Annotated in this window: 20 protein-coding genes; 14 read left to right on the forward strand and 6 right to left on the reverse strand. The window is 49.6% G+C overall.

All coding sequences use genetic code 11. The features are described 5' to 3' along the window. The first annotated feature begins 1 nt into the window (after position 1). The 5 genes from MHB49_RS02095 (at position 2) to nagZ (ending at position 6,048) form a co-directional block, all read left to right on the forward strand. Complete coding sequence (locus MHB49_RS02095) at positions 2-835, forward strand: carbohydrate ABC transporter permease (RefSeq protein ID WP_405154835.1); 834 nt, start codon at positions 2-4, stop codon at positions 833-835. Positions 836-884: 49 nt separating this feature from the next. Then, positions 885-1,994, forward strand: a complete 1,110-nt coding sequence (locus MHB49_RS02100; RefSeq protein ID WP_405154836.1) for an ABC transporter ATP-binding protein — start codon at positions 885-887, stop codon at positions 1,992-1,994. A gap of 393 nt (positions 1,995-2,387) precedes the next feature. Continuing rightward, a complete protein-coding gene (locus tag MHB49_RS02105; RefSeq protein WP_405154837.1) occupies positions 2,388-3,098 on the forward strand; it encodes a hypothetical protein in 711 nt (236 codons plus the stop codon). Then, entirely contained in the window at positions 3,098-4,294 is a 1,197-nt protein-coding gene (locus MHB49_RS02110) for an exo-beta-N-acetylmuramidase NamZ domain-containing protein (protein WP_405154838.1), read from the forward strand. The genes MHB49_RS02105 and MHB49_RS02110 overlap by 1 nt, the downstream gene beginning before the upstream one ends. A gap of 68 nt (positions 4,295-4,362) precedes the next feature. Then, positions 4,363-6,048 (forward strand): beta-N-acetylhexosaminidase, encoded by a 1,686-nt coding sequence (gene nagZ / locus MHB49_RS02115; protein ID WP_405154839.1) that lies wholly within the window; start codon positions 4,363-4,365, stop codon positions 6,046-6,048. Positions 6,049-6,167: 119 nt separating this feature from the next. Here the strand turns inward: nagZ and MHB49_RS02120 are convergent, their stop codons facing one another. After that, complete coding sequence (locus MHB49_RS02120; protein ID WP_405154840.1) at positions 6,168-7,529, reverse strand: serine hydrolase; 1,362 nt, start codon at positions 7,527-7,529, stop codon at positions 6,168-6,170. Positions 7,530-7,838: 309 nt separating this feature from the next. Between MHB49_RS02120 and MHB49_RS02125 the strand changes: the two genes are divergently transcribed. From MHB49_RS02125 to MHB49_RS02160, 8 genes are all read left to right on the forward strand, one after another. Further along, the gene (locus tag MHB49_RS02125) at positions 7,839-9,812 is read left to right on the forward strand and encodes a methyl-accepting chemotaxis protein (RefSeq protein ID WP_247900368.1); all 1,974 of its coding nucleotides are present in this window, start codon (positions 7,839-7,841) and stop codon (positions 9,810-9,812) included. A 339-nt stretch (positions 9,813-10,151) separates the two neighbouring features. Continuing rightward, positions 10,152-10,826, forward strand: coding sequence for an AzlC family ABC transporter permease (locus MHB49_RS02130; RefSeq protein WP_053780112.1), 675 nt, complete (start codon positions 10,152-10,154; stop codon positions 10,824-10,826). After that, positions 10,817-11,146: an AzlD domain-containing protein gene (locus MHB49_RS02135; protein ID WP_405154841.1), complete on the forward strand. Its 330-nt coding sequence runs from the start codon at positions 10,817-10,819 to the stop codon at positions 11,144-11,146. Before MHB49_RS02130 ends, MHB49_RS02135 begins: the two co-directional genes overlap by 10 nt. A 92-nt stretch (positions 11,147-11,238) precedes the next feature. Then, positions 11,239-12,042, forward strand: coding sequence for an NAD(P)-dependent oxidoreductase (locus MHB49_RS02140; RefSeq protein WP_247900369.1), 804 nt, complete (start codon positions 11,239-11,241; stop codon positions 12,040-12,042). A gap of 197 nt (positions 12,043-12,239) precedes the next feature. Next, the gene (locus MHB49_RS02145; RefSeq protein ID WP_405154842.1) at positions 12,240-12,896 is read left to right on the forward strand and encodes an SGNH/GDSL hydrolase family protein; all 657 of its coding nucleotides are present in this window, start codon (positions 12,240-12,242) and stop codon (positions 12,894-12,896) included. 207 nt (positions 12,897-13,103) lie between these two features. Further along, positions 13,104-15,152, forward strand: coding sequence for a hypothetical protein (locus MHB49_RS02150; RefSeq protein WP_405154843.1), 2,049 nt, complete (start codon positions 13,104-13,106; stop codon positions 15,150-15,152). Next, on the forward strand, positions 15,149-17,089 hold the full coding sequence (locus tag MHB49_RS02155) for a glycosyl hydrolase (protein ID WP_405154844.1): 1,941 nt from the start codon (positions 15,149-15,151) through the stop codon (positions 17,087-17,089). Before MHB49_RS02150 ends, MHB49_RS02155 begins: the two co-directional genes overlap by 4 nt. A gap of 15 nt (positions 17,090-17,104) precedes the next feature. Then, the gene (locus MHB49_RS02160) at positions 17,105-18,241 is read left to right on the forward strand and encodes a glycoside hydrolase family 88 protein (RefSeq protein WP_405154845.1); all 1,137 of its coding nucleotides are present in this window, start codon (positions 17,105-17,107) and stop codon (positions 18,239-18,241) included. A gap of 245 nt (positions 18,242-18,486) precedes the next feature. Here MHB49_RS02160 and MHB49_RS02165 read toward each other — a convergent pair whose 3' ends face one another. Together MHB49_RS02165 and MHB49_RS02170 are read right to left on the reverse strand one after the other, a co-directional pair. Continuing rightward, on the reverse strand, positions 18,487-18,921 hold the full coding sequence (locus MHB49_RS02165) for a hypothetical protein (RefSeq protein ID WP_405154846.1): 435 nt from the start codon (positions 18,919-18,921) through the stop codon (positions 18,487-18,489). 3 nt (positions 18,922-18,924) lie between these two features. Beyond that, entirely contained in the window at positions 18,925-19,107 is a 183-nt protein-coding gene (locus MHB49_RS02170; protein WP_405154847.1) for a hypothetical protein, read from the reverse strand. A 244-nt stretch (positions 19,108-19,351) separates the two neighbouring features. Here MHB49_RS02170 and MHB49_RS02175 point away from each other — a divergent pair, with 244 nt between their 5' ends. Next, on the forward strand, positions 19,352-21,697 hold the full coding sequence (locus MHB49_RS02175; RefSeq protein WP_405154848.1) for an Ig domain-containing protein: 2,346 nt from the start codon (positions 19,352-19,354) through the stop codon (positions 21,695-21,697). A 232-nt stretch (positions 21,698-21,929) separates the two neighbouring features. Here MHB49_RS02175 and MHB49_RS02180 read toward each other — a convergent pair whose 3' ends face one another. Genes MHB49_RS02180 through MHB49_RS02190 form a run of 3 tightly spaced genes read right to left on the reverse strand, consistent with a single transcriptional unit; the run spans position 21,930 to position 23,573 of the window. Continuing rightward, positions 21,930-22,475 carry a chromate transporter gene (locus MHB49_RS02180; protein ID WP_405154849.1) on the reverse strand — a complete coding sequence of 182 codons (546 nt, stop codon included), beginning with the start codon at positions 22,473-22,475 and terminating at the stop codon, positions 21,930-21,932. A 3-nt stretch (positions 22,476-22,478) separates the two neighbouring features. Further along, positions 22,479-23,066, reverse strand: a complete 588-nt coding sequence (locus tag MHB49_RS02185; protein WP_247900376.1) for a chromate transporter — start codon at positions 23,064-23,066, stop codon at positions 22,479-22,481. Positions 23,067-23,078: 12 nt separating this feature from the next. After that, positions 23,079-23,573: an Lrp/AsnC family transcriptional regulator gene (locus MHB49_RS02190; protein ID WP_247900377.1), complete on the reverse strand. Its 495-nt coding sequence runs from the start codon at positions 23,571-23,573 to the stop codon at positions 23,079-23,081. Between the last annotated feature and the right edge of the window lie 55 nt (positions 23,574-23,628).

Raw genomic sequence — 23,628 nt, forward strand, 5'->3', positions numbered from 1 at the left:
CATGAAATCAACTCAGAAAAAGACACTGCTTGTCGTTGCATCCATTCTGCTGGTGATTTGGGCACTGGTGACGGTCATTCCGATGTACTGGATGCTGGTCGGTTCGGTGCAGGATAGTGCGATGTCGGCTTCATTTAGACCACAGATGATTCCGGAGCAGCTGTCATTATCACCATATGAGCGCTTTTTTGCCAAAACCGATGCGTGGCGCTGGCTATATAACTCACTGCTGATCGCGGTCATTCTGACCGTGACGAATGTGTTCTTCGCTTCCCTGGCGGGATATGCGTTCGCCAAATTAAAGTTTCCGGGGAGTCAGGCTGTATTCTGGACTCTGCTGGGTACGATGATGATTCCGGCACAGGTAACGCTGATTCCTCTGTACATTCTGATGGTCAACGTATTTGACCTGGGGGATACGTATACAGCCATTATTCTGCCTGCTGCCGTCAGTGTGGGCAATATTTTCTTGATGAAACAGTTCATGTCCACACTGCCTACATCGCTGATTCATGCGGCACGTATTGATGCATGCAGCGAGTTCGGCATCTTCTGGAAGGTGATTCTGCCGATGGCGAAGCCGGGGATCGCGGTACTGGCGATTTTCACGTTTGTGGCTTCGTGGAACGAATTTTTCTGGCCATTCCTGATCACTAATTCCAACGAGATGCGCACCGTTCAGGTGGGTTTGGCTTCGTTCGTATTTGCCGAATCAACCGATTTCGGCGCGATGATGGCGGGGGCAACAATTGGTGCACTGCCGATGATCATTCTGTTTTTCTCGCTGCAGCGTTATTTCCTACAGGGCATTACGATCGGTGCAGTAAAAGGTTAAGGTGAGCGGTTAGTTAAAGACAAGCGACAACGTAAAGGGGGATCTACCTATGGCACGCGTGGAGTTTCGCCAAGTGCGCAAAGAATTCAAAGACGATCATAAAGGAACGTTCACGGCTGTGGCCGGCTCGGACTTTGTTATAGAAGATAAGGAATTCGTGGTTTTTGTGGGCCCTTCGGGCTGTGGCAAGACGACGTCGCTGCGGATGATTGCGGGACTGGAAAAACAGACGAGTGGCGACATTGTCATTGGGGAACGGATCGTGAACGACCTGCATCCGAAGGATCGCGATATCGCGATGGTATTTCAGGATTATGCACTTTATCCGCATATGACGATCCGTGAAAATCTGTCCTTTGGCCTGAAAAATCTCAAGAAGCCAAAGTCCTATATCGATGAACAGGTGCAGAATGCTGCCTCCATTCTGGGGTTGGAAGCGATGCTGGAGCGTAAACCGCGCGAGCTGTCCGGTGGTCAGCGCCAGCGTGTGGCGGTAGGCCGTGCAATCGTCCGTGATCCGCAGGTATTCCTGTTTGATGAGCCGCTCTCCAATCTGGATGCCAAGCTGCGTGTACAGATGCGTGTGGAATTGGGTGAGCTGCACAAACGGCTCGGTGCCACCATTGTATACGTCACACATGATCAGGTAGAGGCCATGACACTGGGGGAGCGCATTGTGGTCATGAACCATGGAGATATTCAGCAGGTGGCTTCACCGAAAGAATTGTATGCGAGTCCGCGCAATATGTTTGTTGCCGGATTTATCGGTTCCCCGGCGATGAACTTCATTGATGCCCGGATTGAAGGCACGCAGGTTGTCGTGGAGGGAGCATCATTCACCTTGCCAGAGGATGTACTTGCTCGTCTTCATAGATATCAGGGCAAGCCGGTGATTATGGGTCTGCGTCCAGAGCATATTTTTGGTGAAGATGTAGCTCCGAATATCCCGACAGACCATATGCTGCAGGCGCGGGTTCAGGTAGTAGAGCATCTGGGCTCCGAGAATCTGGTGTATTTCCATTCGGGTGCCCGTACCGTTACGGCCAAGGTTCACCCGGAAACACATGCTTATGTAGGCATGGACAAAAATTTTGTATTGGACCTGCGTAAGGCGCACTTTTTTGACCCGGAGACGGAGATGGCAATTGGACGGGAATAAGCTATGATTTATTGAATCCCGTATACAAAGAGGAAAGGGGAAATTTGCGAAAAATGCATTTGCTTCCGAAGCGGGACTGTCCTATAAGCAATGAGCGTGAAGGTGGACGCTTCTTTGCTCGTTATAATTTTGTTTTAAAGAATCTCACGCACGTTATTCGCTCTAATTTGCACCGGTTTGAAATGTAACGAATCACAGAGGCGTTATTTATTCGATGACGTTGCTTTTTAGGCTTTGACGCCTTGTTTGTACCAAAATAACGGCACTGAGGTTCGTTAAAATTTCCATGCCTCAAAAATCCGTCGTTTAAGGTGCGGTCGATTCGTTAGCATGTTTCAAGTTTGGTGATTGGCGGTGCAGCCGAGCCAACTTATGATAGAAGGGAGAATAAAAATGCGTAAGCTAAGTCAAGTGTTGGTCAAGTCTGGGGCAGAAATCTATCGGGATATTATTCCGGTGGCCCTGTATAGCGTTGTCAGTTCCATCGTAATGGTGCCCATTCTAATGTTTGCTCCGCTGCCAATCGCGGTGCTGCTTTTGGCCGTGATTTATATGCCAATTTTGTTCGGCGTCAGTTATGCCGTGCATCACAGACTGGAACGCAAGGAGCGCCGCAATGGGCTTAAGGATATGTGGAACGGAACAATGAAGGGATTCATTCCGGGAGGGGCAGTAGGTGTGCTCTTCGCCGTGCTTGCCTTCATACTCTGGTCGACCTGGTGGTATTACGGCGGACAGGGTGGAATTACAGGCACAGCGGTGAGCATGTTCCAAACGTTCTTTGTCCTCATGGCGCTGATGTCGCAGTTCTATACCTGGCAGCTCGTGTTGCAAAAGAACATGGGCATCATTCAGGCAATGGGGGAAAGTGTGAAGCTGTTCTTCCGTCATCCGGGGTACACGATGGGAGCCTGTTTTCAGGCGGTGTGTATGACGGCTCTGCTAATGCTGACGGTTGTTGGATATGGAGCGCTGTTCGCGGGCATGTATGCTGTCTATCAGCATAAGGTCGCCTTTAATGTACTGGAGCCCGAAGAGGAACCAGCCACATCTGGCGGCAATGACCACCAGCATTCAGGATGGTTAAGCCAGGGGAACGTGTGATGGGGCGGGTGTATGGGGCTGAGCAGATCCCGGCTGTAAAAACGGGAGCTGATCTTCTGTCCAGAGGGCTGTCGCATCCATGGTTAACAGATGCTCGAATCGGTCTAATCACGAACCCGACGGGTATTACGGCCAACTTTGTCTCTACCGTGCAAGTTTGTGCCGGGTTGGCAAATACCCAGCTTACGGCGCTCTATGCTTGTGAGCACGGGCTGGATGGTGAGCTTCAGGCTGGTGTCCGATTCGGGGACAGACTGCATCCAACCTTGGGTATTCCGGTGTTCAGCCTTTATGGAAAACATAAGAAACCCACGCCTGCAATGCTGGCTGGGGTGGATGCCGTATTGTATGACATCCAGGATGTGGGCGTCCGTTATTACACCTATGCATCAACCTTGTTCCACATGATGGAGGCCTGTGCCGAGGCAGGCAAACGTCTGCTCGTGCTGGACCGTCCCAATCCGCTGGGCGGGGATGATGTGGAAGGCGGCGTGCTGAGCGAGGGATATGAATCACTCGTTGGTGCCTGGCGTGTGCCTGTCCGCACCGGATTGACGGTCGGTGAGCTGGCCCTGCTGGTAAACAGTGAGATGGAGATGCCCTGTGAACTGGATGTGATCGCAATGGAAGGATGGCAGCGCTCCATGGAGTTTTCGGATTGTCAGCTTCCCTGGATGCTGCCTTCTCCCAATATGCCCACGCTGGACAGTGTACGGGTGTATGCAGGTACGTGCCTGTTTGAGGGCACCAATGTGTCGGAGGGCAGAGGCACGACCCGCCCATTCGAGTGGATTGGAGCACCCTGGATTGAGGGTGAACGACTGGCGGAACGCTTTCGTGAACACAAACTGGAGGGTGTGCATGTGCATCCGGTGTATATGTCACCAACCTTTTCCAAGCATGCGGGTGAGCTATGCGGAGGTGTGAGGATTTTCGTAACAGACAGCAGGGCATTCCGGGCGGTAGATACAGGTCTGGTGCTTTTGCATGAACTGGTATCGCTCTATCCGGAGCAATTTCGCTGGTTGGAGCCGCCACAGTCGGGTTCCCGTTACTTTATTGATCTGTTGACCGGAAGCAGGAAAGTCAGGGATGTCATTCATGACCGTGAAGAATTAGTACGCTTGATCGAAGATTGGAATGCAGAGGCTGAGGAGTGGAAGGGACGGCGGAGGCCGTTTTTGCTATACCCCTAAATAGTGAAATTCATCATTAGGATGTCGCGTAATGTACGGATGAGGTTTGTCATGGGAAGGAGCATGGAATGAGTAAGCCAAAAGAGATATACGCGTTGAAGCTGAAACAGATGACCCTGCGTGAGAAAATTGGACAAATGCTGCTTTGCGGCTTTCATGGCACCGAGGCTGCCGGTGATGTGGATGCTTTTCTGCGAAAGTATCCCATTGGCGGCGTAATCTATTTTGCGCGCAATGTCGAGTCGCCGGAGCAGGTAGAGCGGTTATCGTCGGGGCTGCAACGGATTGCTGTTGATAGCGGTAATGTACCGCTCTGGATATCCATTGATCAGGAGGGCGGCATGGTGGCCCGGATTACCGATGGGATCGCCCTGATGCCGGGACAGATGGCGATTGCCGCAGCAGGTTCTATCGAGGATGCATACCAGGCAGCCTATATCAGCGGGGTGGAGCTGAGATCGATGGGAATTAACATGAACTTTGCCCCGGTTCTCGATGTAAATAACAACGCCAACAATCCGGTAATTGGTGTCCGCTCATTTGGGGAATCACCTCAGTCCGTGGCAGCGTATGGGGCCAGAAGCATTACGGGATTACAAGATGCTGGCATCTCCGCGACAGCCAAACATTTCCCGGGACACGGGGATACGGATACCGATTCGCATCTGGATCTCCCCGTCATCACCCATAATCGGGAACGGGTAGAGCGTGTGGAACTGATTCCGTTCCGGGCCGCCATAGCGGCAGGTGTCGATGCGATGATGTCGGCACATATTTATTTTCCGGCGCTGGAACCCGAGCGTCTACCTGTAACACTATCGCGAGCTGTATTAAGTGGATTGCTTCGTCAGGAACTAGGGTATGACGGCATGATTGTAACGGATTGTATGGAGATGGACGCGATTGCTGCCAACTATGGCACTGTCGATGCAGCTGTGATGGCGGTGGAGGCCGGCGCAGATCTGGTGTTGATCAGCCATACAACTCATCTTCAGGCTGGGGCGTTTGAAGCGCTGCTGGCAGCCGTGCAGAGTGGGCGAATTAGTGAGACTCGCATCGACGAATCCGTAACTCGTTTGCTGAAGTACAAGGCGAAACGAGGTCTGCTGGAGAATGGAATGGGCGCAGGTAATGATGAATTGCATGATGAGGTAGCGACTTCGCTCTTCGCTGAGGCACTAACTGATCCAGCTTCAATCAGGCACCAAGAGCGTAACCATTCGTTACACCAAGAGGTGGCCCGACGAATCAGTGAGAACAGTATCACGTTGGTGCGTGACCAATTGAACATGCTGCCTTTGAAGCCGGAGCGTACACTGGTAATAACGGTAGCCACATCTGTGACAACGATTGCCGACGAACAGCTGACCCAGGTGGTAACCTTAGGCTCGGCTTTGTCAGACTGCGGTCTGGATGTGATCGATGTAACCGTCACGCCTGAGGAAGTTGCCATTCGTTCTGCCCGTCTGCTTCAAGCTGCGGAAGAGGAAGACATTCGCCAGATTGTAGTGGGGACTTATAATGCAGGCATTGCCTCTGGTGATCCGCAGTGTAGGTTGATTGACTGGCTGCAGCAATTAGGCAAGCCGGTCGCTGTTGTAGCGCTCCGCAGTCCCTATGATCTGCTGGCGATCCCGGAGGTTCAGGTCTATGTGGCTGCGTATGAGAGCAGGCCGCTTACCATGGATAGCGCCGCTCGGGCGCTGATGGGGCATATTCCTTTTGCCGGGAAGCTTCCTGTATCCATAAAGTAGACAGGCGTTAAATGACACACGAGCGAAAGTATGATCCGGATTATAAGGACCGATATAGCAGAAGGGACGATCCTATAATGGACCGTCCCTTCTGCTATATTGAATAAATTATTGCAAAATTATTTCAAATTCAGTGCCTTAGCTGTCTTAGCCTCGACTTCATCCATAAGCGAAGTCATATCCATACCTGCATGATTACCGAGCAGAATAATCGTAACATCATCTGTTAAATTACGTGAGAAGGCTGTGGAAAAACCACCGCCGCTGCCGTTATGGAAGACGGTGCGATTCTGATTCTGATCGTTTTCCTTGAGGATCCAGGCATAACCATAGTTTTTATCCGAATACGGTTCATACATCTGTTCAATCGTATCCTGCCTCAGAATTTTGTCCGTGTACAGTGCCCGATCCCACTTCAGCAAATCGTCCACGGTAGAGTAGATCGTCCCTGAACCTGATTGTGAAACATAATAAGGAGCGGGCACCCATTGCTTATTCTCCGCAACGAAGCCACTATTCGTATGGACCTTTCTTGTAGCTTCTCCGGAGTTCTCCATGCCGAGCGGCTTCAGAATGGTCTGTTGTACATAATCGGCATAACTCATGCCGGAAACCTGCTCAATAACATAGGCCAGCAGAACATAACCACTGTTACTGTACAAATAGGCACTACCCGGTTCAAATTTCAATGTTTTGTGCCGAATTTCCTCCACCGTTTCTTCCAATGGGGTGCCTTCACCCCGACCAAAGGCGGATGGAAGACCTGAAGTCTGGGATAACAGCATATGAAGCGTAATCTGATCTCCCTTCGGTATACCGGAGATGTACTTGGATATCGGATCTTGTACATCCAGCTTCCCTTGTTCCATCAAGCTCAGAATGGAGGCTGCGGTAAAGGATTTACTCAGAGAGGCGATTCTGGTCTTCTGATCCGGACGATTCAGCGTCTGTTCATCCGCCAATCCGTAGCCTTGGCGAAGAAGGACTTTTCCATTGCGAGCAATCAGAGCCATACCCGGAAAATTAATTTCGCGTAAATAGCTGTCTACACTGGCGACTTGACTATTTAATAGGCTTACTTTGTCCGTTTCAATATTAACACTCATCTGTCCTGACGCTGTGCGTTGTACTTTAATATCTGCTTTGAGTGCATTGGCGAGTGCGCGGACAGGTAACATCAGGGTGCCGTTAATGGTACGGGATTGCACACCGGAGGACAGGCGAACCTTATTCACTTGAATGAAGTCACTGCCAGCCTTGTGAACCAGCTTGTCTCGACCAACGGTAATGGTAGCCGTTTTGGTTCGAGCCTCCCACTTCAAGGTGCCATTTACAGAGGTAACCACATCTCGCAATGGAACATACGTTGTTCCTTTGAATATAAGGGGGGAATTTTTCCACGATTGCTCTTGACCATTTACTTCAATATGAACTGTTTGCGCCTCTTGTGCTGCAGATGCCGTGAAACTGGCTTGTCCCATAATGGGGCCTGCACAAAGAATGAGGGCTAACAGAATACGGAACAGAGATGAATATAATCTGGTAACAGGTTGCTGCACATGTGACTTGCGTAAGATTCGAATCCTCTCCTTCCAGTCGTTTCATGGATAACCAGCTTATGAGATATTGTAAACGATCTCGAAGATGGGGTCAAAACGGAGAATGATCATCGTTTTCTATTATCCTAACAAAAATAATGTAATTTCGATTCATTTTAGTATCCATACATAATATTTTCACTACGTTTGTCCGATAAAAAAGGGGTGAAGATGATGATGGGGGATATTTAAATGAAGAAAAGGATTCGCAATTGGTTTACATTAACGGTTAAGAAACGTCTGATCGCTGCGTTGCTCCTGTTCCTGATTGTGCCGAGTATTAGCGTGGGATGGTTGTCTTATTTAAAAGCAGCAGACCAGGTGAGGGAAGAAATCATTCATTCTGCACAGGCCAAAACCGAAATGCTCAGTCTGCAAATTACTCAAATGCTGGATATGGAGAAGGATAACGCAGCACAGTTTGCAGCGGGTATTACTTCAACGGATATTATCAATAAATCACCAGCTGTTCAGAGACAAATGGATCGTATGTCCAAGGCGCACAAAGAATTGGGTGTAATAACAGCAGGTGCTGAAGATGGCAGCTGGATGAAATCCCCTGATCCGGGACAGCAGATTTATGATCCAAGGGAACGCAGCTGGTATACGATGGGCATGTCACAGGATGAACCCATTATCTCGGATACGTTCCAGTCGGTAACCACGGGTGAATGGGTTGTCACCGCAGCTGCCAAATTGGCCGATGGGAAAGGGGTAATTGGAGCCAATGTAAGTCTCAATCATTTGAAAGAATCGGTTGATAAGATACATATTGGTGAAAAGGGAAAACTGTACATGCTGGATAACGGCGGGAAGTTCCTGTTCCATTACAATATCGAATCCGGTGCGCAGTCCAATGAGAGCTACATTAATGAGATGTATAAAAAAGAACAAGGAACTGTAAAGTACACGTATGATGGACAAGAATTGGAAGCTGTATTCTATACGAATCCCGAAACAGGCTGGAAAATTGTCGGTGAGATGGTTCCTTCTGAAGCAGCAGATGCGGTAAGACCGATCTTGATTCGTGCCTACACTCTGGTAGGGAGCTCGTTGATCATTGGTATTATTTTGCTTGTGTTCATTATTCGCAGTATTCACCGTCCATTGCTGCAACTAACACAAGCAGCATCCAAAGTAAGCGCGGGTGATCTGACAGTTCGTGTAGGTTTACAGCGCCGTGACGAGTTTGGACAACTCGGGGCAAGCTTCGATACCATGACCTCATCGCTACGTAACGTTCTTGGAGAGGTGCATGATACATCGAGCCAGCTGGCGGCATCCTCTGAGGAGCTGATGGCAAGTTCTGAGCAGACATCCAGGGCGACCGAACAGGTTGCTGAACTGATGCAGGATGCAGCGTCAGGAACGAATAAACAAAACGCCAGTCTTGCCGCAACGGGTCAACTCGTCAGTGAAATGTCTATAGGAGTCAAAGAAATCTCATCGAGTGCTGAAGACACTGCTCGCATAGCTGTAGAAGCATCTTCCAAGTCCGAAGCGGGTATGGTTACGGTGGAAGAGGCAGTTGCTCATATTCAGAAGGTGAATAATGAGAGTGAGGCCATGGCTGCTGTCATTCAGGATCTTCGAGCGAAAAATGAAGAGATTGTTGAGATTGTGGCCGAGATTACCAACATCGCCAAACAGACCAATATCCTTGCCTTGAACGCATCCATTGAAGCTTCAAGAGCAGGAGAACAAGGTCGAGGCTTTGCTGTCGTGGCCAATGAAGTAAAATCGCTAGCCAACAATTCGGGCAGTGCTGCCGAACGTATTAATGAACTTATGCGTGAGATGCAAGAGAAAACAAATGCGGTACAGTCTACCTTTGCCCTTACAGGAGAAGGCATGATTAAAGGTACGCAAATGATCACGGAGGCGGGAGAAGCCTTCAAAAGTATCCGCAGTGCCGTGCAGTTGGTTGCTGCTCAAGCTGGAGAAGTGTCGGCAGCTTCCCGTCAGATTGATGGAGGCATGAGCCATGTGTCCAAGGAAGTGAATGGCACCATTGAGTTATCCAATCAAATTGCTTCCGGAACCGAAGATGGTTCGGCTGCTGCACAGGAGCAGCTCGCTACAATGGAAGAGGTTGCAGCTTCTTCTGCGGCATTGTCCCGTATGGCTGAAGATCTGCAAAGCATGATTGAGAAATTCAAGTTATAGTTCAATAGCATTTCTCGAAGGAGACTGTGGGGTTGTAACCTGCAGTCTTTTTCTCGTTGGGGTTATTCGTTAATCAACGATTCATGAAGATTCGGAGCAGATCTGTTCTGTAAAAGGAAATCTGTCTCTCCACGGATATCTCATCTTGTGGTATATTTCTAAATTAATGTAACGAACACGCATGTACATGGGCATGTTGCATTCATACAGAATGAAGAATGAATTTGGTTCCGCCAGATCGGAATGAAATGGAGAGGGGATGCACCGGATTTGGATAAATCAATACCACTGACATCCGAACCCGCGGGCACGGAAGAGGTACAGGATAAAGCTACATTTATGCAAGGAGTTAAGGATTGTATACCAACACTGCTTGGGTATCTAAGTATTGGTTTTGCAGCGGGTGTGATTGAAATGACGGCAGGTCTCAGTTTGGCAGAAACGGCTCTGCTCAGTCTGATTCTATACGCTGGATCGGCCCAGTTTATTGCTGCTGGCATGTTAGCATCAAATGGTTCAGCGACAGCCATCATTTTCACCATATTTTTTGTGAATCTGCGCCATCTGCTGCTGAGTGCAGCCGTATCACCATATTTTCGTCATCTGACACCACTTAAAAATATGTGGATCGGCTCGCTGCTTACCGACGAGTCTTTTGGCGTGGCGATGACGCGAGCGATTGGCCGGAAAACGCTCAGTGAGCGCTGGATGCACGGTCTGAACATTACAGCATATCTGAATTGGTTTGTGGCGAATATGGCGGGGGCTTACTTTGGACGCTGGATAACCAATCCCGAGCGGCTTGGGCTTGATTTTGCCCTGCCTGCCATGTTTATTGGTCTGGTTGTGCTTCAGTTAATGCAGCGCAAAAATAAAAAATTACACATCAATGTGGCGATCATCGCCGTTGTCTGTGTAATCTTCGCCAGCATGGCTTCGCTTGGCAGCATGAGTGTCATTGTGGCTGCGGTCATTGCGGCAACGATGGGAGTAGTGATGGAACGATGGAAGTAAGATGGGATGTATTCTGGATTATTATGGGGTCGGCTTTGTTAACGTTCATCCCGCGTGTATTGCCGCTTATGCTGTTCAGTAAAATACAGATTCCGATGTGGCTGTTACGCTGGCTTGAATATGTACCTGTAGCGGTCATGGCGGCACTGATTGGTCAGGAACTGTTTATGGCAGATAACCAGATGGTGCCGATTACGCATAATGCAGCCCTATGGGCAGCACTGCCTACCATTGCCGTGGCAATCTGGACCCGGAGCTTGCTTGGAACCGTACTAGTCGGTATTGTTGCGATGATGATTTTGCGGTACTTGATGGGTTAATATACGGGGCCTTTATTGAATCAGGTAAATCCTTCGCTCTAACGGTTAATAATGTCCTATAGGATCGTAATAGAGCGAAGGGAGCTAAATCCATGAGCAACTCGAAGCACAGAATATTGATTACGGGAGCAGCGGGAGTCGTTGGTCGCAGTCTGCTGGATGGGCTGAGAGAAACGGGCAAGTATGACATCGTGGCTGCTGATCTTCATGATGATCTTCAATCAGGCATTGTAGCGATGGATGTGACCGACGGAGAACGACTGAAAGAGCTGATGCAGGGTGTGCAGACGGTGCTGCACATTGCATGGGCCAAGGATGAAGAAGATTTTCTGGGCAGAGTTCTGCCAATCAACGTAACAGGGGCCTATCATGTGTATGAAGCTGCACGGTTGAACGGTGTACAGCGGGTTATTTTTGCGAGTTCAAATCATGCGACAGGGTTTTATCCAACAGGAGAGGATATCGAAGTGGATGATCCTTATCGGCCAGACAGTTTCTATGGACTCAGCAAATGTTATATCGAACTGCTTGGACGTTATTATGTGGACAAATATGACCTGTCGTCATTCAACATTCGAATAGGCAACTTCTCGGGCGATTCACATCCACACTCTGAACGTTCCGCACACATCTGGATCTCTCCGAGAGATATGGTCCAGCTTGCCGAGTGCTGCATTGAGGCGGATTCGGGCATGAAGTATGTTAATCTATATGGAACATCAGCGAATACGGATAATTATTATGATATTGGATATTTGGAACAGAAGATTGGGTACCGCCCGATGGATGATGCAGCAGAGCTATGGGAAGAGGCGAAACGCAAGGGGGCGCCGGATAAGCAGGATGAGACGGAATATCAGGGAGGAGGATATGTTGCGAAGGACCCGAAATCCTGAAACCCTGGAATCTTAAAAATCTGAAACGTCTCGCAGACCTTAGAGAACTGCGGGTGACTTTGTAGGAAGTACAGCGCGGAGCGTTAACTGAAAAGTATCGTCCTGAAAACGCTATTTTCTATTGCGTCCGAAAGGGATAAAATGAAGACTGAAGGTAGAGGTTTTCATTTTAGATACAGGAAGGAACGGTTTCGATTATGAGTACACATCCATCCGTTATACTTTTTCAGGGAGACTCCATTACAGACGGGGGAAGATCGCGCAATGATGATCCGAATCATTTTCTCGGGCATGGCTATGCGTATCTGATCTCAAGCAAACTGGGTGTGGAACTGGCAGCCAAACAGCCGACGTTCTATAACAGAGGAATTAGCGGGGATCGTGCTTCCGATCTGTACGCACGCTGGAACGAGGATACCTTTAGTCTGAAGCCGGATCTAATCAGCATTCTAATTGGTGTTAACGATGCCTGGCGCACCGTGAATGGCGAACCTAGTGGAGTGACGGATCGTCTTGGACGTGCATATCGCCATTTGCTGGAGGAAACGCGGGAAGTGCTGCCACGTACGGGACTGGTTTTAATGGAGCCATTCATTCTTAAAACGGGAGCTACAGTGGAGCGTTGGGACACTTGGCAGGAGCGTATCGGGCATTATCAAAATCTGGTCCGTGAGCTCGCCAGTGAATTCGGAGCCGTCTGGGTACCTTTGCAGCAAACGTTCAACGATGCTCTCGAACAGGCGGATGCTGCCTACTGGCTGTGGGATGGTGTGCATCCAACCCCAGCGGGTCATGAGCTGATCGCACGTCAGTGGTTGTTGGTTGTACAGAATTCTCCACTTGCGATTGGTTAAGAGACACATTGAATATATCAATTCTGTGCTAAAAAGCTGTATGCAACGAGGAACCCGGGCGGGTTCTTCGTTTTTTTATATTTTGGTACAGGTGTTATGTGGTTAAATTGGTTGAATCTGATCGATAACTCTTCAAATGTCCAGCATTATCCGGTAAAATGAAATCGGTTACATATAATGAAGGTTTTGCATTCCATATAGATTAGGGTGAATTCAATGGAAAACACCAACCAAAGTAGTGTCAGCTCCATCTCGATGCCGGATTCTACAGCCATTCAGCAGGCAGTGCATCGGATGGTGAAAGACAAAAAGAAGAGGGGCCAGCAGGTTCTGACTACCTCAGCAGCACCCTCAATCTGCTCTATCGATGCCATTGGAAAGGCATTATTGCAACCGGAGCTTGCTTCTTTTTACACAGATCTGAGCAACTATGGTGAACGTGCCCTAAACGATAGCTTGCCTTCGCTATCATTTGGTCTATTCCGGAAGTTTGGGGATACAGGGGAACGAAAGTTGTATGAGGATGCGTACTTTGAACGCAGGGGACGTCTGGCGGCAATGGCGCTGCTTGCTGTGGATTCGAATGCGCCGAAATGGATAGAGACATTGGAAGATATGTTGTGGGATGTATGTGGTGAGTATACATGGTGTTTGCCTGCACATTTGGGTTCGGGGGGAGTGGAACAGGTCAACGGTAATATTGATCTGTTTGCCGCGGAGACGGTACATATGCTGGCCGAAATTGTGACGATTCACGCGGATCGACTCGATACACGCATCATCCAGCGGATTAGGGCTGAGGCCGAGCAGCGCATCTTCACACCGCTCTATCGGGAACAACGTACTTATCACTGGCAAGATGCAAAGCATAACTGGTCTGCTGTGTGCAGCGGATGTTGTGGCATGGCTGGATTATTACTGCTGGAGGAAGAAGCGATTCTGACGGAATCGGTTGGTCAGACGATTCGCTCCATGCAGGCATTTCTGAGCGGATATGGCATGGATGGCGGCTGTGCAGAAGGGATTGGTTACTGGGTGTATGGATTCGGCTATTTTGTCTATTATGCCGACATGCTGCGCGAATACAGTGAAGGTGAGTTGGACCTGCTAAATGGTTCGAAAATAGCGGCAATCGCAGCCTTCCCAATGCGGGTTCATCTCTCGGGAGGAACCTTCGTGAATTATTCGGATAGTGCGGAGAAGCAAGAGATCCCTTCGGGTTTGCTTTCACTTCTGGCATCCCGTTTCGGTATACAGGTGGATCTGCCATTCCATATTCCTTTGTTTACCGATGATCCCTGTCATCGTTGGGCTCATCTGCTGCGCAACGTGATGTGGAGCAGTCCGGCAATGGTCCTTCAAGATGCGGGGTCTGCGGCAGAACGAGGGATCATTTTGCATGATTTGGGCTGGATGATTGGGAAGGGGGCACTTGATTCTTCGAGCGCAGATGTTACCGGGAATGAACCTCTCGCTGTTGCTTTTTCCGTTAAGGCCGGGCATAACGATGAACCCCATAACCATAATGATCTCGGGCAATTTATGATCCATTGTGGTGGCGAAAACATTCTATGTGATCCGGGAGCGGGGCTGTATACAAAAGCCTATTTCGCTCCGGGGAGAGATCAGTTGTTCCACATAAGCTCGTCTGGGCACAGCGTGCCCCGGATTGAGGGGAAGGAACAGAGCTCGGGACGCGAAGCACAAGCTCAGGTCCTTGAGGCGGATGTTTCGGACGATGGCTGTACACTGGATGCCCACTTGGATCTGACAGCTGCTTATCCGGAAGCGGCATCGCTTGCTCGTTATACGCGCCAGTTTCATTGGATTGGTTCAGCTAATGATGCCGGGAGTGTGGCAGAACTACGTCTGATGGATCGATTTCAATGGAAAAAAAGAACTGTTTCATCGGGTACATTTTATTCGTCGGGAGAACTGCAATGGCCAAGTGTGACGGAGCGGTTTATGAGCGGAAAGATACCTGAGAAGGTACATGACGGGCAGATTCAATGGCATGGCGAACAAGCGACAGTATGTATGGTGTATGATGCAGCCCAATGGCATGCTGATATAGAAATCATTAATACGGTGGATCATGACAATGTGCCAGTTACATTCTATCGGACATCACTTGAATGGCGAGCGCAGTTGGATAATTCCGGTGCAGGAAGTGTTGAGACCGACCTGCTTGAGACGATGTGTGAGCTGAAGTTCATGATTGGACCCAAAGTGAAAGATGGAGGTGAGCATACGTGAGTAAGTATACAGCCGCTTCAACGTATCCATGGAGAGATGCACTCGAAAATTACCGTACACTGGCAGAACAGGCGGGGCCTGCTCCTTCTGATGGTTGGAATCAGGCTCGCAAATTGTCCCTTGTGGAGAGTGTTGTTCGGGCTTACACACCCTATCAGGATAGTGAAGGCGCCATTATTGATCCATTCTCGAAGGTGGAGCGATATTACTCCACACCAGCCTATGCCATGGCTGCGTCGGTTTTGGTTCAAGCGGGCCATATGGACCTGCTCACATCGGCTGCATCGGCCCTGTCACACAGCATTGATGTTGTCGTGAGGGGATGTGCACCGGATCATCACCCGGATTTTTTCCCGGTGTTAATGATGAGAGCATACATCCTGTTGAAGCCGCATATGCCTGAGCAGGCAAAAATGTGGGAAGATGCCCTTAAGAAGATTCGGCCTGAACAAGATTACGTCTTTACAATGAGCAAAATGAACAACCCCAATCGGATGATCAACTGGAACGCCATCATGATCTCTGGAGAATATCTGCGATCAAGGGAACAGCTTGCCAGTGAGGGTACGGATTGGATGGACCGATATCTGAATCTGTATCATCTGCCACGATTTACGCCGCTTGGACTATATCAGGATGGGCCGCTGGACCGTCCAAATTGTCCATTTTCCTATGATATTGCGACGCGCTATCATCTGGATGTCATGCTTGAAGCGGGATATGGCGGGGCATGCGCTGGTGAGTTGAAGGAACAATTACGTCATGGTGCGTTCAGTACGCTGCTTACGCTGTCGCCCCTCGGAGAGATTCTTCCGCGTGGACGCAGCTCTCAACATCAATGGAATGAAGCGGCAGCAGCCTACGTATGTTCTGCCCATGCAGCACAGGCCTTACAGGCTGGAGACTGGGTGATGGCTGGAGCGTTCACCCGAGCGGCCAATCGGTGTTTTGAAGCGGTGGAGCGTTGGAAGATGGATGATGGGCGTCTGAAAATTGTCCGTAACGAGTATCAGCCTGAGGCACGTCACGGGTACGAAATCTACACGAATCATACCGCCTACAACCTGTGGACGGCCGCGGCGCTGGCCCATGCCTGTCTCAGCAATTCTGGTGACGAAGTAACAGGCATGTTCCTTCCTTCCGAGATAGGCAGTCGGGTGTTAAAGGCCGATGGATGGTTTGAAACGATTATTGCCTCTGTACCAGGTCAACAAATGATCCTGCATACGGCCATGAATGATCCATACACGGTTCCCGGTCTTGTGCGGATACAACAGGCAGGATTGCCAGGGCTGATCGGTCCCTCCGCTGCTGGACATGTGCAATCCGGATTCACGGAGTTTGCTGAAGGGGAGATTGGTCCGCTGAGCTACTGTCCAGCCTGGAAGACACCAGATGGGAACTGGTACAGTCTAGCCGGGGGCATTCCGTCAGGTGTTGACTATGACCGTGATGCCGGGATTAATCCTGCCGATGGCGGGGGTTCAATTTTGCTTGAATTGGTGGATCAAGTGGTCCGAGATGATTCAGTCTCCTCAGAGGGAGATGACGGAAAGCATCAGGACCAGGCCAATGCCTTCACAGTAACTTGGCTTGGCCCGCTAACCGGGATCAATTCAATCCGCACCCATTATTTACAGCAGGCGGATTTGCTGACCGTGACATATGAATTTGACGGAGAGCTTGAGGCTGTCGGGGCACTCATTCCATTGATGTTCAATGATGGTCGCGAGCAAGCTGTCATTACTCATTCCAACCAGGCTGTGCGCAGCGAGTACCGGGGTGCTTATGTGGAATCCAACGTGTTGGACGAAGGAGCCACCATTCATCTCAAGGAACAGCCCGTGGCGTCCCGCAACGGATTGCTGAAGGAAGCGCGGATGGAAGTAATCGGTGGGCGAAGTATAACGTTTACGATTAGGTTGGGAATCGATTAGAGGAGGGATATATTTATGAATACATCAACATCCGTGAAATGGCTGGAGGAAGCATGGCGGCAAGGAGCGGCCAAAACGATTCGCAACGCGCAGCGCATCAAGGATACATTTCCGCACACCGCCCCGCAGGGCACATATGACCGGAATGATCCTGAATGGTGGACCGCCGGCTTCTGGCCGGGGTTGTTATGGCTTGTCTATGGCGAGTCGCCGGAAAATGAAGCTGCAGCTCCGTTATCTCGAATTGCCGAAAGCTGTGAGCGGCAATTGGAGGGTTGTCTGCGTGATCCCGAATCGGTGGATCACGATCTCGGGTTCATCTGGCTGCTTAGTGGCGTAGCCAACTACCGCCAGACCGGCAGCGCAGATGGACGGCGGCGAGGTATGCTCGCCGCCAATCTGCTCGCTGCCCGCTTTAACGTGCGCGGTGAATTCATCCGCGCCTGGAACTTTAGCTCGTCAACGATGGATACGCGCGGCGTAGCCATCATTGACAGCATGATGAACCTGCCGCTGCTCTACTGGGCATCCGAGCAGAGCGGCGACCCGCGCTTCCGCAGCCTGGCGGAAGCGCATGCGGACACCGTGGCGCGCGAGTTCGTCCGCGCTGACGGGTCCATCTGCCACGTGGTGGAGTTCGATCCACTCACGGGGCAGAAGCTGCAGGAGCATGGCGGGCAGGGCCATGCGCCAGGTTCCGCCTGGGCGCGGGGTACCGCCTGGGCGCTGCACGGGTTTGCGCTGTCTTTCCGGTATACGGGCGAAGCCCGCTATCTGGAGACAGCGGAGCGGGCGGCCGATTTCTTCCTCGCCATGCTTGGCGAAGAGATCGTGCCGGTGTGGGATTTCCGCGCACCTGCCGAGCATCAGGTGGCGTGGGACTCGTCCGCTTCGGCGATTGCCGCAAGCGGATTGTTGGAGCTATCGAAGCTGTCGCCGCGCGGCGAGGAATATGCAGCCGCGGCAGAGCGTATCCTCCGCGGGCTGCATGAGCACTACAGCTCCGGTGAGACGGCAGCGGAAGAAGGTCTGATCATGCAGGGCACCGTGCATTATCCCGAAGGTCGAGGTTTGAATGTGCCGATTATATACGGCGATTATTTCTATATGGAGGCGCTGGCGAAGCTGCGTGGCCGTCCAGGTTTATTTTAGAGAAAAGGAGTAGGACATCACACGTCGAACAGCAGGTATACGTGAGGGTGAGAGTATACGACTCACCGTATAACTGCTCGAGTGAGCCTGTCTCCTGGCGGGAAATGATATACGTGACCAGGAGGCAGAGCACACCTGAGAAGAAACCGTACGGAGCGGTGTAACCGTCGTGTCGCCCGGCTAATCTGCTTTTGTTAGATTGACTGATGAGGGATGTGGATTATTCGCTTGGTTAATCCGTGATCTCAGACGGTTTTATTTTTCATTGCAGGTGTGCGTTTTAAGATGATAAAGTCGGCCGAGGACAGGTCGGGATATCGCTGAGGAATAATTTCATGTACTTTGAATTCGGGATACTCGAACAGATAATCAAAAATATTTCGGCCCTGAATGGTGCTAACCCCTGGACTCCCGTTTTGTTTCAATCGAGTATACAGCACGACCCACTCTGTCGAAGAGTGCAGGATGTCGTAGAGTGTGTTGCGGAAATCCGTTTCATCCGTAATGTGATAGAGTACATCAAGACAGACGGTGAGGTCCGCTTGCATGAAACCGCGGTTAATCCATAAACCTGGCGTGTATAACATGAAGCTTTTGGAGGTATCGTTGGCAAACTTGGAGGCACAGAGCCGTACCAAAGAACCTGCTACATCAACACCCAGATACGTGTCGTAATTCATATATTACAGTTGATTGCCATCCCCGCATCCAAATTCAATGACGCTGGATATACCCTCACGCTGAATCAGTTCATTTACCACCTCTGCCTTGAATTCAGCCAGTACGCCGTACGAACCCCTTCCGGATGTCTCGCCTGAGCTATACGTTTGTTCCCAATATCCTTTGTAGTCAAAAGGCTGACTCATACTACTCCCCCAATCAAATGAAAAATGAAATCCCAAAAAGGGCGACAATACATAAGTTATGCGTAATAATTTCGGGTATGTACCCTTCGAAATGAGATAGGTCGGAAGAATGAATTCCCATTACATCGCCTGAAAATTCCCTGAAAGTCTAAACATCTGGAAAGAACTTGCCGACATTAAACCTAAGGAACAAAATGATAAGAATCGGGGGGAAATGATGTTAAAGCCAAGATTGACCAAGTACATGGTGATGATGCTGGTATTGGTGCTGAGTATTTCCAACGTAGGCTTGGCCGCTGCGGCAGATAAAGAACTGTCCAAAATTGTAGTTTCCAAAAATGAGCTGTCGCTCGAGGTGGGTGATTCCAGTTCGGTCACGGTGACAGGAGTATATACCGATAATACATCGGCTAACGTGACCATTAGTTCTTCCTGGAGTAGCAGTGATACTTCAATTGCGACTGTATATAATGGTGCCATTACTGCCAAAAAGGAAGGTACGGCAACCATTACAACTTCGTATCTGACTCAGAGTCAAACGGTTCAGGTGAATGTAACCAAAAAGGTTAAAGCCCTTTCCAAAAACGTGCAGTCGCTGGACTTGCGCACAGGGGATAGCAAAGACATTATTTTGACGGCAACTTACAGTGATAATACGACGAATGCAGATGCGTCCAAAGTAGCTGAGTGGTCATCCGATGACGAGAAAGTGGCAACGGTTGTGAATGGTAAAGTGACTGGACAAAGCGCCGGTACAGCTGTTATCACAGGTAAAGTTGGCAGTCAAAGTGTGACTGTGGATGTTAACGTTGAGGTTGTTAAACGTGTGGATGTGGACAAGAAGCAGGTCAACTTGCTGCTGAACAAAAGTGAAACTGTAAAATTGACAGCCACCTATCCAGATGGCACAACCAAAGATGTAACGGATCTGGCAGAGTGGACATCAAGTAATGAGAAAGTAGCAGACGTGTTAAAAGGGGAAATCACAGGATACTCCGCAGGTTCTGCTAAGATCACAGCCAAATACGGCACGAAATCCGTATCGGTAGATGTGGATGTCGATCTGACAAGCAAACTGAGTGTGGAGAAGCAGAGCATTTTCTTCCGTCTGAGCGGATCCGATAAAACGGCAAATGTCGTATTGACTGCCTCTTACCCGAATAGTGCTGATGTGAATGTAACGGATCAAGCAACATGGACATCCAGCAACGAGAAGGTAGCGACGGTATTCAAGGGACAAGTTACCGCGATTGGTGCGGGTTCTACGACAATCAAAGCAACGTATAGCGGCAAAACAGTGGAAATCACTGTGGACGTTGATACGGCAAGATATCTGGATATTGCGGGTGTCGAAGATAAACTGGCTATGAGCGTTACAGGTGATAACAAAACCAAGAAACTGGCAGCCAATGCAGAATATATTGATGCAAGTACAGAAGACGTAACTTCCAAAGCAACTTGGACGTCCAGCAATGCGGATGTTGTCTATGTATCTGGCGGCGAGCTGATCGCCTATAAATCGGGTACAGCGACCATCACTGCGGCATACGGCGGCAAAACCGTTAAATTTACAGTGAATGTAGACGTTCCAGACAAGTATGAAATGGACAAGAAAAAAGGTTCTGTAGCCGTTGGTGGTACATTGTCTGTGAAAGTATTGGCTGTATACGGTGATACATCCAAAGACGTGTCCGAGGATGCCGATTGGAGCAGCAGCAGTGAGAAACTTGCTGAAGTGGACAGCAAAGGTGTCGTGACGGGTATTGCAACAGGTAAAGTAACCATCACAGCCAAAATTGAAGGCAAAACGTTGACGCTGCCTGTTGAAGTAGGCATGGCTAGTGGGCTGGAGGCAGATGTGAACTTTGTCGTGTTGTCCTCCAAGGAAACACAGCAAATCGTACTCACAGCTACGGATGAAGATGGTTTGACCAAGGACGTGTCAACCGATGCCACATGGAAATCAAGCAATTCCCGTGTAGCCGATGTGAAAAAAGGGGTTATCACTGCGAACAGCAGCGGTAAAGCCAATATCACGGCTGAATATGGGTCCAAAAAAGTGACCATTCAGGTTGAAGTAGACGTTATCTCACGTATTGAAGCTTCCGAACCGGCTCTTTCCCTGAAAACCGGTGATTCCGCTGATCTTACGGTTACTGCTTATCTGAGCGATGGCAGTGAGCGTGATGTTACGGACAAAGCGGAATGGAAAACCAACAGCTACAAAGTAGCTCAGGTAACCAAAGGTAAAGTAAAAGCAACAGGTTCAGGTAAAGCAAAAATTACAGCCAAGTACGGCAGCAAAACAGTAACCATTGCAGTCGATGTGGATACACTGAAATATTTGCAAACCGATAAAGTAACCCTGACCATGAAGCCTGGTGACAAAGTAACCCTGGTTGCTACAGCAACGTATCTCGATGGCAGCGAAGCGAACGTATCCAAGCCGGCACTTTGGAAATCTTCCCGTATTGCGACAGCATCGGTGAAGGATGGCATTATTCAGGCCAATGGCAAGGGTAAAGCAACCATTACCGTGACTTATGCAGGTGTGAAGACCAAGGTAACTGTAGTTGTAGAGGCAAAATAATTTTAGATTGCGAATATAACACTCGCGATTCCATAAACGGTGATGACAGCTTAAATGCTGACATCACCGTTTTTTTATGGGCTAAATACAAGATGCTGCTGAACTGCTTATGAGTTGAAGTCTTGAAATAGGGTAATACGAAAAAAACGCCCTGAAACTTGTGTTAATACCCATACTGGATATGAAAAACACTTTGTTCCAAGACGTTTCTCGAATCTGAATCATGAATGTATTACATCGTATGAGACAGAACCAGTGCACCGTATGCAAACGCAATGACGATGAGGATGGCTGGATGCAGCTTGGTCCTTGTCATGACCCAGAGCGAGATCCCTGCAATGATCAATGTCTGCCAAATGCCGATGGAATTGGTGGATACCTGACCGAATTCCCATGTAAGCAGGATCATAAGTACAGCGATAACCGGTTGTACAAGCAAGGTCATGCCTTTCACTTTTGGAGAAGTACGATGCTTGTTCAGTAAGCGAAGCAGCAAAATTAACGCGACAGCCGAAGGAACAACCGTGGCAAAACTGGCGATGAATGCGCCAAACCAGCCAGCTACCTGATAACCGACAAATGCGGCAATTTTGGTAGCAATCGGACCCGGAAGCGCATTACCGATGGCAAGTACATCCCCGAATTGTTCTGTAGTCATCCACTTATAGTGATTGACCACTTCTTCCTGCATTAACGGAATGGAGGCGGGGCCGCCCCCGTATCCCAAGATATTGGCTACAAAAAATCCCCAAAACAATTCCCACCATGTCTGAAGCATCGCTTAGGACACCCCCTTGTCGGAATTACGTTTGGATTTGAAACGTTGGACGACATCCAGATGGAAGACGCCATAGCCGAGGAAGACGGCAATCACAATACCGGGGTGAATATTGAGCAGCTGCAGCAGTACAAAGGCAAGGACACCGAACAGGGCGGCAAAGGTTGTACCGAGTCCCTTCCATGCTTTCTTGGCGAATTCGTATGCCATCATGCCGAGCATGACAAAAATAACCGGGCGAACAGCTGCGACCATGCCTGCTACGATTTTCGATTCGCGCAGCGCGTACATGGAACCAAGCAGCGCAATGATGGCGATGCTCGTCGGCAAAATGTGGGCCAGGACGGACACAATCGCGCCCAGCACGCCCTTGGTTTTGTACCCGAGATACGCGGCCATCTTGGTGGCAATGGGACCAGGCAGAGCGTTGGCAATGGCCAAAATCTCGCCAAATTCATCATCGCTGACCCATTTATAGCGAGTAACGGCTTCATAACGGATCAGCGGAATAACCGAGGGGCCGCCGCCATATCCCAAAATTCCGGTTCGTACCATCCCCATGACGAGACCGTTGTAATCTTTCCAACTCATGCTGATTTCCTCCTAGAGTCTCATGCCCATTCGGCTTTTATATCGTTTTAACAACAGCTGTGATTCTACCTTGACGATGCCCGGCATCTTGTAGAGCTTCTCCAGCAGGAACTGCTCCATCTCTTCCATATCTGCAAAAATACCATGCATGTGCAGGGTACTCGGGCCTGTCATATGATAGAGGCTGGTTACTGCGGGTTCTTCGTCCAGTTTCGCAGCCACTTCATCCAGAAATAACGGTTCTACATCGACATTGAAAAAGGCAGATACCTGAAGTCCGACTTTGCCCGGATTGATGACCACGGTAAAGCGTTCGATGATTCCCTTTTCGGATAAAGCATTAATGCGGGCCTGAACGGCCACGCGGGACAAACCGATCTGTGCACCCAGATCGGTGTAGGATATCCGACTATTTTGGTGAAGAGCGGCAATGATTTTACGATCCATTGCATCCAGATTGTGCATTTGCGGGATTTCTCCTCCCTTGGAGGAGCGTTTCTCTGACATGGTTAACCATCCTTTTCTTTCACTATATGGAATGAAGTATTACGAGTAGAGATAC

It is taken from the genome of Paenibacillus sp. FSL K6-0108, assembly GCF_045040695.1.
Lineage (GTDB): Bacteria > Bacillota > Bacilli > Paenibacillales > Paenibacillaceae > Paenibacillus > Paenibacillus pabuli_B.